General features: G+C 50.9%; 12 protein-coding genes. 1 reads left to right on the forward strand and 11 read right to left on the reverse strand.

The window, feature by feature from the left end; all coding sequences use genetic code 11:
* Positions 1-70: 70 nt before the first annotated feature.
* Genes NYE26_RS28170 through ftsE form a run of 3 tightly spaced genes read right to left on the reverse strand, consistent with a single transcriptional unit; the run spans position 71 to position 3021 of the window.
* Entirely contained in the window at positions 71-1387 is a 1317-nt protein-coding gene (locus tag NYE26_RS28170; RefSeq protein WP_339251749.1) for a peptidoglycan DD-metalloendopeptidase family protein, read from the reverse strand.
* A gap of 43 nt (positions 1388-1430) precedes the next feature.
* Complete coding sequence (gene ftsX, locus NYE26_RS28175) at positions 1431-2345, reverse strand: permease-like cell division protein FtsX (protein ID WP_036721183.1); 915 nt, start codon at positions 2343-2345, stop codon at positions 1431-1433.
* On the reverse strand, positions 2335-3021 hold the full coding sequence (ftsE, locus tag NYE26_RS28180) for a cell division ATP-binding protein FtsE (RefSeq protein ID WP_036721184.1): 687 nt from the start codon (positions 3019-3021) through the stop codon (positions 2335-2337). Before ftsE ends, ftsX begins: the two co-directional genes overlap by 11 nt.
* Before the next feature lie 190 nt (positions 3022-3211).
* Here ftsE and NYE26_RS28185 point away from each other — a divergent pair, with 190 nt between their 5' ends.
* Complete coding sequence (locus NYE26_RS28185) at positions 3212-4639, forward strand: VanW family protein (protein WP_339251751.1); 1428 nt, start codon at positions 3212-3214, stop codon at positions 4637-4639.
* 123 nt (positions 4640-4762) lie between these two features.
* Here the strand turns inward: NYE26_RS28185 and NYE26_RS28190 are convergent, their stop codons facing one another.
* From NYE26_RS28190 to NYE26_RS28225, 8 genes are all read right to left on the reverse strand, one after another.
* A complete protein-coding gene (locus NYE26_RS28190; protein WP_339251753.1) occupies positions 4763-5368 on the reverse strand; it encodes a DL-endopeptidase inhibitor IseA family protein in 606 nt (201 codons plus the stop codon).
* 198 nt (positions 5369-5566) lie between these two features.
* Positions 5567-6151, reverse strand: coding sequence for a type II secretion system protein GspM (gspM, locus tag NYE26_RS28195; RefSeq protein ID WP_339251755.1), 585 nt, complete (start codon positions 6149-6151; stop codon positions 5567-5569).
* On the reverse strand, positions 6135-7766 hold the full coding sequence (gene pilM / locus NYE26_RS28200) for a pilus assembly protein PilM (protein ID WP_339251757.1): 1632 nt from the start codon (positions 7764-7766) through the stop codon (positions 6135-6137). Before pilM ends, gspM begins: the two co-directional genes overlap by 17 nt.
* 15 nt (positions 7767-7781) lie before the next feature.
* The gene (locus NYE26_RS28205; RefSeq protein WP_339251759.1) at positions 7782-8531 is read right to left on the reverse strand and encodes a prepilin peptidase; all 750 of its coding nucleotides are present in this window, start codon (positions 8529-8531) and stop codon (positions 7782-7784) included.
* A gap of 80 nt (positions 8532-8611) precedes the next feature.
* Positions 8612-9079: a type II secretion system protein gene (locus NYE26_RS28210; protein WP_339251761.1), complete on the reverse strand. Its 468-nt coding sequence runs from the start codon at positions 9077-9079 to the stop codon at positions 8612-8614.
* 148 nt (positions 9080-9227) lie between these two features.
* Positions 9228-10433 (reverse strand): type II secretion system F family protein, encoded by a 1206-nt coding sequence (locus NYE26_RS28215; RefSeq protein ID WP_339251763.1) that lies wholly within the window; start codon positions 10431-10433, stop codon positions 9228-9230.
* On the reverse strand, positions 10433-11482 hold the full coding sequence (locus NYE26_RS28220; RefSeq protein ID WP_339251765.1) for a type IV pilus twitching motility protein PilT: 1050 nt from the start codon (positions 11480-11482) through the stop codon (positions 10433-10435). The genes NYE26_RS28215 and NYE26_RS28220 overlap by 1 nt, the downstream gene beginning before the upstream one ends.
* Before the next feature lie 44 nt (positions 11483-11526).
* Positions 11527-13191 (reverse strand): ATPase, T2SS/T4P/T4SS family, encoded by a 1665-nt coding sequence (locus NYE26_RS28225; RefSeq protein ID WP_339251767.1) that lies wholly within the window; start codon positions 13189-13191, stop codon positions 11527-11529.
* Positions 13192-13424 lie beyond the last annotated feature (233 nt).

Here is a 13424-nt window from a genome sequence, read left to right on the forward strand (position 1 = left end):
CAGTATATGCCGCAGCATGAAAATATATTTATCAGTTCAACCAAACTTATAATTCATCCGCTCAGTCCACTTACAGATAAGGCATAGGATTCACCGGTTTCCCGTTGATCCGCACTTCAAAATGCAGATGCGGGCCGGTGGAACGTCCCGTTGAACCGGATTCGGCGATCGTCTGTCCGCGCTCCACCCGTTGTCCCTGGCTCACCTTGATACCGCCCTCGCGGATGTGTCCGTACAGCGTCCATACCCCGCCGCCATGATCAATAATGACACAGTATCCGTAACCGCTATACCACTGCGCTAACACAACTGTACCGGAATCCGCCGCATGGATACTCGTACCCTGCGGCACGGCAAAGTCTATACCGGTATGCAGCTTGCCGACTTCATGCGTCACCGGATGGGTCCGGTAGCCAAAAGGAGAAGAGATCCGCGCGTAACCCACCGGCCGCAGGTAAGGACCGTCTCCGCCCGAATAATCTTCTGCGCTCGCAACGGAGGAGCTGTCGCCGCCGGAAGACTTGGAGGCCTTCGCCTTCTCCGCCGCCTTGGCTGCGGCTAATGCCGCCCGGCGCTGCGCCTCAGCCTTCGCGGCTGCCGCTCTGCGCGCTGCTTCCTCCGCCTTAATCTTGTCCTTCTGCGCTTCCAGCGCAGAGCGGCTGCTGGCCAGCTCTACCAGCTTGGCATCCTGCTCAGCAGAGATGACCTCCGAATTCTCAATCTCCTCATCATAATAAGCGATGAGCTCCTGCTTCTCCGCTTCCTTCTCCTTCAGCATACTGCGCTGGGCTTCCAGATCGGTATACAGCTGCTTCGCTGTTGCATATTGCCCTTCCAGCTCCTGCTTCTTGGCAATCACCGTCTGCTTGTCCAGCTTGTGCTGCACCAGCAGATCCTGATCCTGATCCACGATCATCTTCAGGGAATCGGCCCGGTCCAGGAAGTCAGAGAAGCTGGTCGAGGACAGCAGTACATCCAGATAGGAGACTGCGCCATCCGTGTACATAAGACGGACACGGGATTCCAGCAGCTTTTCGCGGGAGGCCACGCGCGCCTCAGCATCATCCAGCTCCGTTGCTGTCACGGTAAGCGACTTCTCCGTGCTGGCAATTTTGCCGGATATCGTGGTCATCTCACCCTTCACCTGTGCAATCTGCCCCAGGACATAGTCCAGATTCAGCGTGGTCTTATTCTTATAGTGCTTAGCCTCCTGATTACGGGAATCCGCCTTCTCCTGCGCCGCCTTGGCCGCCTGGACCTCCTGCTGCAGCTGCTTCAGCTGCTTATCAATCTCGGCAACGCTTGTTTTCTTCGCATACCCGTCAGAGGGCCCGAACATTGTGACAGCCAGCAATATTACGGCCATTCCGGCAGCAATTCTTTTCAACTTGCACTCTCCGTCCTTTGTTCAATAATGTGAATAATACAGGCTATACCTTCAAGAACTTGCGGATCGACACCGTGCTGCCCCATACGCCAATCAGTACACCGAGGCCCACCAGCAGCCCGCATAACAGCAACCAGATATCCTCGAACGGAATCAGCTGCAGTCCCAGCATCGGATCTCCCTTCACGGAAGCCACCAAACTGCTGTAACCGGCGTAGAGCGCACCCGAGGTTACCACTGAACCGATCAATCCGATCAGAGCGCCTTCGATGAAGAAGGGCCAGCGGATGAAATAATTCGTCGCGCCTACGAGCTTCATAATACCGATTTCCTTGCGGCGGGCCAGAATCGTTACCCGGATGGTATTCGAGATCAGGAACATCGACATCAGCGCCAGTCCTGCTACAAAAATAAACCCGATATTCCGCACCGCCTTGGTCACCTTGAATAAAGTCTCCACAGAGCCTTTACCGTAGTTCACCTTGTAGATCGGCTGCTCTTCATGTGTCTTGTTCAGTGCTTCTATCTTCTCCGCTACAAACGGAACCGTGGTCGGCTCAATCACTTCAACGAGCAGCTTGTCCGGCAGCGGATTATTGTCTTCATCGAAGCCTTCCAGGAGCTCGGCGGCATCCGGCCCCATATCTTCACGGAATTCCTTCAAGCCCTGTTCTTTGGAGACGAACTCCACCTTGCTGACTTCCGGCATATTGCCGATTTCGTTTTCCAGCTTCTCCCGCATCTTCTGGTCCGTATTCAGCGTCAGATGCACATTGATCTGCACCTGGCTGTCTGCTTTGTCCGCAATTTGATTGACGTTGAGCACCAGCAGGATGAACACTCCGAGTACGAAGAGAGAGACAACGATGGAAGTGATGGACGCCACCGACATCCAGCCGTTGCGGAATACGTTTTTGAAGCCTTCCCGCAAATGCCGCAAGAAGGTTTTAAAACTCATAACCGTATTCCCCTCTCAATTGGTCTCTGACGATCGTTCCATTCTCAATCGCTAGCACCCGTTTGCGCATTTTGTTCACAATATCCCGGTTGTGGGTCGCCATAACGATCGTGGTACCGCGAAAATTAATCTCATCCAGCAGCTGCATAATGCCCCACGAGGTCTCCGGGTCCAGATTGCCGGTAGGCTCGTCCGCAATAATAACGGAAGGATTGTTGACGATGGCTCTGGCAATCGCGATACGCTGCTGCTCCCCCCCTGAGAGCTGTGAGGGCTCACGCCCTGCCTTGCTGCGCAGTCCCACCAGATCGAGCACTTCATTCACACGCTTCTTGATAATCTTCTTCGGCGCCTCAATAACATCCATCGCAAAAGCCACATTCTCATACGCCGTCATCTTCGGCAGCAGCCGGAAATCCTGAAAGACCACACCGATATTGCGGCGCACATAAGGGATCTTACGGGGCTTCAGCTTGCCGATATTGAACCCGCCTACAGAGATTTGTCCTTTGGTCGGCGTTTCTTCTCTATAAATTAATTTCATGAACGTTGATTTCCCTGCGCCGGACGGTCCGACAATGTAGACGAACTCATTGCGGTCGATTTTGACCGATATTCCCTGCAATGCATGGGTCCCGTTAGCATAGGTCTTCCATACATCCTGCATCTCAATCATTTTCTCACTTCCCGATTCTGACATCTTCCGCCGGGCCACCGGGCCGGGGGAGCTTCCATAAACTGCATGATTATCGCAGGCGTATCTATTGTAACAAATCCATAACCCCTTGAGTACCCGAAAGTTTTACCGAATCCTTACATATACATAAAAACATCAGGTTTCGCCCCCATAGAAGGAGAGATTATTTATGAAAAAAATACACGCCGCTCTCATCGCGGGTTTCGGTCTGATGCTGGCCGGTTCGCTGGCTGCCGGAGGACTTCATCTATACGGGACCCAACCTACCCTACCTGCAAACACCGTTATCGCTGGCTGGGAGGTTGGCGGAATGAACATCGCTGACGTAGCGGCCGGAATGGATGCAAGACTTCAGGCGCTGGAAGCCACTCCACTCATGCTGAAGGCAAAAAATAATGCCGGACGCAAGGTTACCCTTAAGCAGGCAGGTGTGACCTATGAGGCCGGGGACTTCCTCCAGGCGCTGAAGACGCTGACAGACGGCACGCTGATGGAGCGGGTACAAGCCCGGCGCAGCTGGTCCGGCAGCTGGAATATGGAGATTCAGCTGCAGACTGCGCAGCTCAGAAGTCTTTTGAATCCCGAATGGGAAAAAGCCTCCTTCGGCGTTCCGGTCGATGCGGTCCGGCGGATCACCGGAGATGACCGGGTCGTATATACGCCGGGCACCTCCTCCTACGAGGTGGACTGGCAGGCGCTGGAGCTTGCGATGCAGGCGGCGGTGCCTACCCGGTTGGCCGCTGACGGCACACTTCAGGATCAGCAGATTCAGCTGGAAGTTCCCCTTGCCGTCAAGCAGCCGAAGATCACACTACAGGCGCTCAAGGATCAGGGCATCGATCGCAAAATCGTCCAGTTCAGCACCTCCCTCGGGGCCAGCGGCCCCGGGCGCAGCTTCAATGTGGAGGCGGCCGCCAAAGCTGTAAACGGCACGGTGCTGCCGCCGAATGCGGTTTTTGATTACGGAAAAGCGATCCAGAAGGCCCAGACCGAATACGGCTTCCGCGAAGCCCCGGTCATCGTGAACGGCAAGCTCCAGCCCGGCACCGGCGGGGGGATCTGTCAGGTCTCCAGCACCCTGTATAATGCCGCGCTGCGCTCCGGGCTGGAGATCGTAGAACGGCGCAACCACTCGCTTCCGGTCAGCTATCTGCCCAAGGGGCAGGACGCCACTTTTGCCGAGGGGTATATTAATTTCCGCTTCCGCAACAACACCGGCAAATATCTGATCATCAAATCCGAAGTCCAGGGGCGCACGCTGACCATCAAGCTGTTCGGCACGTTCCCGAAGAACGTCACCTATTCCGTTGAATCCAGAACCGTCGAGGTGCTGCCCCCTACAGATAAATATGTGAGTGATGCGTCGCTCCCCAAGGGCGGAACCCGGGTACTGCTTGCCGGCAAAACCGGCTATGTAGTTGAAACTTACATTACCCGCCACGTAGATGGTAAAGCCGTAGAAAGAAATCTGCTCTCCCGCGATACCTATTACGCCCAGAAACGTGTTATCGCCATCAACCGCGGCGGGATGAGCAAATCCGATCAGCCCGAATCCCCGCGCAGACAGCTCGTCGAGGACGGCGTGAAGGTGCGTTAACTTCCGGTTCGCCGAAGCATCTGAAGTGTGTATGGCAACCAGAAACGGCTGTGCCCTCCTTGTGACAAGGTCGGCACAGCCGTTATTTATGAAGCGCTGGATGGAGCCTGAAGCCTCTGCTGCTTAGAAAAGGGTATCCGGCGACATATCAATTCTCCAGTAACCGTTAACCTTCTTCAGCTTCACTGTTACTACCTCGGACGACCCGTTCGCTCCTTCAGCAGGTACAGTCAGCTCGAACACTGCCGCCTGTGCAGTCTTGGAGACCATCCGTGCAGTCGCTCTGGTGAAATCCAGCGAGTTGCCCAGATCGGAATTGACCTGCGCCATTCGGCCCTCATGCTCCAGGAACTGTGTCTGTGCGTAGAAGGCGGCCGCATTATGCGTAAATCCCTTCTTGATGTAACTCATCAGCTGCTGCTTCGAGCCCAGATCACTGGACAGATAGCGGTACTCCTGTGCTTTATAAGTGAACCGCTCCGGGCTGAATACATTGCCTCCCCGGCTGGCATACGTATATAGCTTCTTGGCATGAACCACCAGCGGAACAACGCTCCGTTCAGTGAGATTGTTAATGGTCGCTGGCCCTTCCTTGCCCGGCGCAGACGCCGCAACCGTTCTTACGCCCTCAATGCTTGCCACCGGTGAAGCCGCAAGCGCTCCGCCCCCTGCAGAGACAAGACCCAGTGATAATGCCAGTGACCCGATCATCCATTTTTTGTTCTTCATCTTGAACGCCTCCTCGTATTCCTGTGTGGTAGCCTGAAGCGTACTTCAGACTAAGCTGCTGCGATAAGTACTGTATAACATTACAATAGCCCGTAAGCTGTAATACCCAAACCACCTGGGGGTATAAACGGGTAATGGGGGAAATGCGTAAAAAAACTCTGCCCTCCATGTAAATGGGGGGCAGAGTTGGGGGGAGGATTAGTCAGCGGTATCCTTTGACTTCTCATAGTATGCTGTGAAAGTAATATTGGCTGAAATCATATTTTTGGCATTACTAGAGTGCTGGAAGCTGAATGAATCCACATTTATAATACGCGGCAGAAGCTGTAATGCATTCATCCAGCTCAGGACATTGTTATAAGTCCCTTCTACCAGTGCATCCATCTTCACTGTCTTTACTGCCGGAAATGCAGCTTCGGAAGAACCCGTCATAACCTGAGCTGGATTGTTATCCTCCACCGCAAAGCCGATATCCTTCAATCTGGCATTGGTCATTGTTCCAATAGTTTGTAAGTCAATAATTAACTGCTCACTATTGTCTCCTCGTGGAAGCTTGGCTAGAAGCTCATCCTGCGCACCATTATCAGCCGTTGAACTATTAAACTCTTGTATTTTGTTCTCCATGAGTCGGTTCTGTTGTTCCAACTGCGATATCTCTGATTCCTGCTCTGCAATCTTACTAGTTGTAGGTTGAAATCCTAGCAAGAAGAAAGCGAACAATAGCAGAAACAAAACAAGAACGCCAAGCACAATTGGTGAACGATATTTATTGATTTGTTCCATGCTCATCCGCCTCCCCCGGGTTTGTAGAAGCAGCAGATTCTTGCAGCCGATCTTTGACCAAGTTAACATGGTAATTCGCTGTATAGTAGCTTTTTAGAGTAGTAGGTGATGGTAGATTGCCAGATAAATCTCCTTCAGACAACTTTTGAACAAGGACGTCTACAGCGAAGGACATTTCTCGCAATTCAGCCAGATATTTGGCCGCATCTTCCATTTTGGACAGCTTCACTGTTAGGTCAATAGAATTTTGGAACGTGTAGCCAATGCTATTAAACGACGCCCCTTGCGGCAGACCGGATGCGAGCTCGTTTAATATAGGAACGATATTCTGTTTATACTTTAGAATCTCTTCAACGGCAGTCTTACGGTCCAGCTTACCTGAACCTCCATTATTAGCCTTGGCGAGCTCCAGCTGAAGTAGTTCACCCCGGTCCTTCAGACCCTGAATCTGCTCAGACTGATTACTAATCTGCCCCTTATTGGCTGTATAAAAGATCCCGTTCCCCACCATGCCCAGCAGCCAAATGCCAACGAGTGCAATGACCAAATAAGGAAACAGCATGGCTTCACGGTCTTCTCGCGGCAAAAGATTAATATGCTTTCGGCCATAGCCTAATGCAGCTCCGGTAGCTATCCGGTAGCTGTTCAACTGCTGATCCTCGCTTCTCGCCGCGCTGGACTCAAGCTGATCCAGGCTTAAAGGAATAATCTCCTGCTCCGCTAAGGACTGGCTCAACTCCTCATGCAGTTGACCGCGTATACCAGGTGTTCCTGTAATCAGAATATTGCTGATTCTTGTACTTCCGTCATGAAGACTATATTGATAGAAATTCAGCATCCGTGAGATTTCCGCCGTAATCTCCAGCATCTGCTCAGGCGACAAACGCTCCTCTGCACTTTCATAAGCAGCAGCTACCTCTGACCTGTAGGAGATCTCTTCTCGCCCAGGAACAGCCATCGGTTCTGTCCTGCCTGCTTGAAGATCCGCAACATTAATGGTTCGGATGAAGACAGGATTCCCCTCACGGAACATATAAATATCCAGCAGTGAACGCTCCAAATGGATCAGCATCGTCTCTGCAAAGGTTTGACCTTGATTCAGCATGATACTTCGGGCTAACGCTGTTGCGGATATTTCGATACTATTTACCCGCAAGCCCGCAGCTTCCAAGATATCGATATAATCCTGAATCGGCTTACGCGGTGCTGCAAATACCAGCAGGTGGCTCTGGTCTTCATCAACACTAGTAGTTACATAGTCGTATACCGGATTTTCAAAAGGCAGATGCAGCCCCGTCTCCACCTCAAGCTTCACAAGCTGCTCCAATTGCTTCTCATTTGTGCTGGGAATACTCATTTTACGGATTATGATTTGAGCAGGCGGGATGGCTAAGGATACCTTAGCTCCGCGAAGGCCTTGCTTCTTAACCCAGGGCTTAAGAATATCCAGCAGCGACTCCCCATCCGCAATCTGATTCTCTACAATTATACCGGGATGTAATGGAAGCACCTTTTTCTTGCGGACTTCCCATGTTTTATTCTTCTTCAAGCTGACGCAGCGGATAGCGGATTCCTCTATGGAAATCCCGACTGCTTGTTGACCTAATCCCATCATCCGATGATGTTCCCCCTAACCGATAAACGAAAGATATGCGCTGATGATGTCTGGGCCGAACAGAAACGACAGCAGTGCGCCGAGCGCCAGGAATGGCCCGAACGGAACAGGCTGTTTGCGCTGAATGACCCCGGACCACTGCAATATACCGCCCACTCCGGCCCCCAAGGCGCATGCTATAAGAAAGGCCAAAATAACATTAGGCCATCCGATAATCCAGCCCAGCAATGCAAACAGCTTAACGTCACCAACTCCCATGCCCCCGAAGAGAGCCAACAGCAGCAGAATGCCCCCTCCGCATAAAGCGCCAAGCAAATGAGCCCCCAGCGAAACCTTTGCCAAACAAGGAACTAGCACCAGGAAGAGCGGCGTGAAGAATAGCAGAACCTTGTCAGGAATCAGCATATATCTCAGATCAGAGACCGTAATAATAACCGCCAGGCACACCAGCAGTATTCCGGTAACGCCCTCAAGGGTCAGCCCCAATCTCAGATACATCACCAAAAACAGGAATCCTGTCGCCGCTTCACCAAGCGGGTACACAGGGGATATCGGAGTTCCGCAATGCCGGCACTTCCCCCGCGAGAACAGATAGCTGACCACCGGGATCAAATCCATTCCCGTAAGCCTGGTCCTGCACTTAGGACATTGCGATGGCGGATGCACCAGAGACTCTCCTGCCGGTATCCGCAAACCTACTACGTTGAAGAAAGAGCCAAGCGTCAGACCTAGCAGCGTTATATAGATTGCGATAAATGTAGTCATAGTTGATGGTTGTCCCTTTCGGGGATTTTAAAAAAGGAACCGGAATGAGTCCGATTCCTTAAAATATACAATAGTAAAAATCACTCTTTTTCTGTTGAAAGAATTTCGGTCTCTTTGTATTTCTTCATTGTTGAATCTGTATTTAGAGTAGATGTTCTAAGATCTACAGCCACAAGATTAACTAAAGTACCATCTGCGTCAAAATACACATTACCGCCTGAAAGAGGTTCCTTGGTGCTTGGTAGGACTATCCCATTATCTAAATACTTCTTCAATTTCAACTCTGCTACGGTTACAGTCATTCCACTAGTGCTTGTGAATACGCCCTGTTTTTCTGCTGTTACGTATAGTCTTGCAGATTCGTACACTTGGCGAGCAGTAGCTAGATCAGCATCTACTTTGGTTTTATTTATAATTCCACTAATCATTGGAACTGCAATCACCGCAATAATCCCCAAAATAACAATAACCGCCAGTAACTCAATCAGCGTGAACCCCTTTTGGTTCTCTTTCTTACTAAGTCTTCTTTTAATCGCCTGCGCTAACATTTCGTGTCCCCCTTGAATTTAGTAGTGTGTGCTCTTGGTACAGAAGCAGTTCTCTCCAACGTCCAGCACAGCGGAAGCGGCTTAGCTTCAGCCTCCGCGCCGTTTTCCCGGCGTCACCCCTTTCAATAGCTGCAAGGAACCGCAAGGTTCACATATTGCCGTACAGACTGAACATCGGCAGCATAATGGCGGCAACAATCACTCCCACTATCCCTGCCAAAAAAGCAATCAAAAGCGGTTCTAACAGCGACTTCAGCCGGTCCACCGTATTCTCCACATCCATCTCATAGAAATCGGCAACCTTCGATAACATCGTATCCAGTGCCCCTGTCTCTTCACCGATGGCGATCATCTGTGTCACCAGCGGCGGAAATACCCATGCCTTCTTAAGCGGATCAGAAAGCGGATTTCCCTGTCTCAGCGAATCACTTGCACTGCGGATATAACGACCAATCACCTTATTTCCTGCCACCTCTTCAACAATGGCAAGGGATTGCAGAATCGGTACAGAGCTTGCATAGAGTGATGAGAAGGTCCGGGTAAACTGCGCGATCGAGCCCTTCTGATTGAGCTTACCGAAAACGGGTACCTTCAGCTTGGCATAATCAAGCGCGTATGCACCTTTCTCGGTACGTTTCGTTATTTGATAAGCAACCACCAAGAGGAGTACTCCCAATATCCAGAAATACCATTGGCCCTGAATACTCTTACTGAGCGCCAGCACCATCTTAGTAATTGCTGGAAGCTCTGCATTCATTGATTCGAACATGGTGACAAACTGCGGCACAATCGCCCACAGCAGGTAAATAACTGCCCCGACAGCCATGACGCCAACGGTGATGGGGTAAGTCAGCGCAGATTTTATCTTTTCAGTCGTTGTATGCTGTTTCTCAAAAAATACCGCCAGCCGCTCCAGCGTCCCTTCCATATTTCCCGATTCCTCACCTGCACGGATCATGCTGACAAACAGCGGCGGGAAGATCCGCTTGTGATCCTGCACGGCTTGGGAGAACGGAATCCCCCGCAGCAGGCTGGAACCTACATCCTGAAGTGCTTTGCGTAGCGGCTTGCTGTCCGTCTGCTCTGCCAGAATCCGCGTGGCGTCTACGATAGATACTCCAGCCCTCATTAGCGTAGCGAATTGGCGGCAGTAAATAATAAAGTGAACCGTCTTAACAGGATTTCCTATGTAAATATCCATCTGCAGAAGGGAGGTTTTACGTTCGACCAGTGAGAATACGGTAAGACCACGCTTACGGAGCTCGTCCATGGCAGCTGGTTTATCCGTAGCGGTAAGCTTCCCCTTGATTGGTCTGCCTGCCGGTGTCTTAACCTGGTACTCAAATAATGCCATTAGCCGTTCACCTCGCTCATATAGGCTTTGGCTGCCGCAGGAGTTATAAGACCACCCGCAAGGTGTTCACGGATGTTCATCTCCAGTGTGTGCATCCCCAGCGCCCTGCTGGTCTGCATGACGTTCTTTAGTTGATGTGTCTTCTCCGTGCGGATCAGATTGGCCACAGCCGGTGTATTCACCAGAATCTCCGTTGCACATACCCGCCCCCGGCCTGTGGCTCTTAGGAATAGACGCTGGCTGACTACGGCTAGCATCACTGAAGCCAGCTGCGAACGAATCTGATTCTGCTGATGGCCTGGAAAAGCATCGATAATCCGGTCTATCGTCTGTGGTGCATCCGTTGTATGTAGAGTTGCCAGTACCAGGTGCCCTGTCTCAGCCGCAGTAACGGCTGCCGAGATCGTCTCCAGATCACGCATTTCACCGACCAGGATAACATCCGGATCCTGCCGCAATGCCGCCCGCAGACCGCTGGCGAAGCTGTGGGTGTCACTCCCGACTTCACGTTGATCCACTAAGCACTTACCATGGCTGTGCAAGAACTCAATGGGATCCTCCAGCGTTACGATATGTTTGCTCTCCGATTGATTGATTGAATGAATCATTGCTGCCAGTGTGGAGGACTTGCCGCTGCCCGTAGGGCCTGTCACCAGGATCAGACCTTGCGGCTTCTTGGCCAAGCTCTCCAGAATGAGCGGCATGGATAGTTGCTGTAGTGACGGGATCTCCGCAGGAATAGAACGGGCTGCAATGCTTACCCCGCTCCGCTGCCGATACACATTGACCCTGTAACGTACTCCGTTATCTAGCGGATAAGAGAAGTCAATTTCTCCAGCAGTATTGAAAATACCGCTATTCCCTTCCCCCATAAGCACCCCTGCCATTGCCTGTGATTCCGCAGCCGTGACCCGATCTCCTTCAACAGGGTGCAGGACTCCATCAATTCTGATTACAGGTGCAGACCCTACGGAGATATGCAAATCCGATGCTTTGGAGGTATAGGCCATATGGAGCAGTTCTATGATGTTCCTCGTGAAAGTAGTCATTGGCTATCCTCCTCAACGCATGATTTAGAACCATCAATTCTTGTTTATTGCGATACAGTCTCTCTCAGGACCTCTTGGAGTGTTGTAGTTCCCTGTGTAACCTTAAGAAAGCCATCCTCCATTAGTTGTACAAGCCCGCGTTGCCGGGCAGCAGCCTTCAATTCATCAACAGATGCCAGATCGGTAATTAATTGCCGCATGTGGTCGTCTATCGTCAGGACTTCATGAATGGCCATTCGCCCACGGTATCCTGTAGTGCTGCAACTCCCGCAGCCCCGTCCACGGTGTAAATAGTCTGTAGGCAGGCCGTATTTCCGCAGCATGATCGCTTCCTGCTCCGACGGCTTGTACTTTTCTTTGCAGTCCGGGCAGATTTTACGCACAAGCCGCTGGGCAACTACTCCTATAAGGGACGAGGCAATCAAATAAGGCTCAACTCCCATATCCCTAAGGCGCGAAATGGTACTGATAGCATCATTGGTGTGTAATGTAGATAGAACAAGATGTCCGGTTAACGATGCTCTGACAGCTATCTCTGCTGTTTCAGTATCACGTATTTCCCCGACCATAACGATATTGGGATCCTGCCGCAGAATCGATCGCAATCCAGCCGCAAAGGTGAGACCGACCGCAGCATTCACATGCACTTGATTGACCCCTTCAAGCTGATACTCTACCGGGTCCTCGACGGTTATAATGTTCGTACTCTCCACATTTAGTTGGTTCAAGGCAGAGTATAAGGTCGTTGTTTTCCCGCTTCCCGTTGGCCCTGTAATCAACAAAATTCCGTACGGTCTGGCAATCATTTCTCTAAATACAGCAGCATTCGACTCACTGAAGCCGAGACTGTCTACGGATTTGACGCCAGTGCTGAGATCCAGCAGCCGGAGCACGATCTTCTCTCCATGCATAGTCGGCAGGGACGACACACGGATATCAACCATCTTGTAATCAAATTGCATCTTGATGCGTCCGTCCTGGGGAAGCCTGCGCTCGGCTATGTTAAGCTTCGCCATAATCTTCAATCTCGCGGTGATAAAGCCCTGCATCTGTTTGGGAATTACACGTTCTGTCCGCAGTGTTCCATCGATCCGGTATCGGATGGAGAGGTTGTTCTCTCCCGGATCTACATGAATATCGGATGCGCGCAAGGCTACTGCCTGCTGAATCATCTGATTGACCAGCCGGACTATTGGTGAATCCTCATCCGTAATCTCGGTCTCTTCAATCTCTTCCTGAGTGGGCAACTCTACCATCATTTGGCTCATAGAATCACGCATACCATAATGACGGGCAATCGCCCGCTGCAGCTCATCCCTGGTAGAGATTGCAGGTTCAATTCTGAATCCTGTACTCATCCGCAAATCTTCAATAGCAAAATAGTCCAGCGGATCAGCCATAGCGACCATCAGCTTGCCGCCTTCCTTCATGAAGGGAAGCACTTGATAGCGTTTGGCCATGCTCTCCGGAATAATTTGTGTGATAGCCGGATCAATCTGATATTTGAACAAACTAACGTGTGGTATACCAAGCTGAAATTCCAATACTTCGATTAATTGTTGTTCTGAAATGTAGCCCTGCGAGATCAGCAGGTCCCCAAGCTTTCGTTTGGTTTTGCGTTGTTCCGCCAGTGCTTCAGTCAGCTGCTCCTGCGAGATAATGCTGTTGTCTACCAACAAATCTCCAAGTCTTTTTTTTATGATTGGCACAGTAGCTCATCTCCAGCTCTCACTTAAATTCCTCAATATTCGAACCTCATAACATTTAGCAGAAGTGGAAAGTCAATTTCCATTTTTCCGAAAAAAACCGAAATCTATCTTGCCCAGGACTTTGCGTGTTACAGAAGTGTTTTTCTGATAATTCATTGAATTTATAGTTCTAATTGCTTAAATTTAAGGTATCTTTTACATATGTTATTATTGCCTATGAAGGTAAATTGTCC

The sequence above is a fragment of the Paenibacillus sp. FSL P2-0136 genome, from assembly GCF_037975325.1.
Lineage (GTDB): Bacteria > Bacillota > Bacilli > Paenibacillales > Paenibacillaceae > Paenibacillus_AQ > Paenibacillus_AQ silagei.

Coding starts and splice junctions, on each gene's coding strand:
- ftsX (WP_036721183.1), bottom strand. CDS start 2,345: ATGAGTTTTAAAACCTTCTTGCGGCATTTGCGGGAAGGCTTCAAAAAC.
- ftsE (WP_036721184.1), bottom strand. CDS start 3,021: ATGATTGAGATGCAGGATGTATGGAAGACCTATGCTAACGGGACCCAT.
- NYE26_RS28185 (WP_339251751.1), top strand. CDS start 3,212: ATGAAAAAAATACACGCCGCTCTCATCGCGGGTTTCGGTCTGATGCTG.
- NYE26_RS28190 (WP_339251753.1), bottom strand. CDS start 5,368: ATGAAGAACAAAAAATGGATGATCGGGTCACTGGCATTATCACTGGGT.
- gspM (WP_339251755.1), bottom strand. CDS start 6,151: ATGGAACAAATCAATAAATATCGTTCACCAATTGTGCTTGGCGTTCTT.
- pilM (WP_339251757.1), bottom strand. CDS start 7,766: ATGATGGGATTAGGTCAACAAGCAGTCGGGATTTCCATAGAGGAATCC.
- NYE26_RS28205 (WP_339251759.1), bottom strand. CDS start 8,531: ATGACTACATTTATCGCAATCTATATAACGCTGCTAGGTCTGACGCTT.
- NYE26_RS28210 (WP_339251761.1), bottom strand. CDS start 9,079: ATGTTAGCGCAGGCGATTAAAAGAAGACTTAGTAAGAAAGAGAACCAA.
- NYE26_RS28215 (WP_339251763.1), bottom strand. CDS start 10,433: ATGGCATTATTTGAGTACCAGGTTAAGACACCGGCAGGCAGACCAATC.
- NYE26_RS28220 (WP_339251765.1), bottom strand. CDS start 11,482: ATGACTACTTTCACGAGGAACATCATAGAACTGCTCCATATGGCCTAT.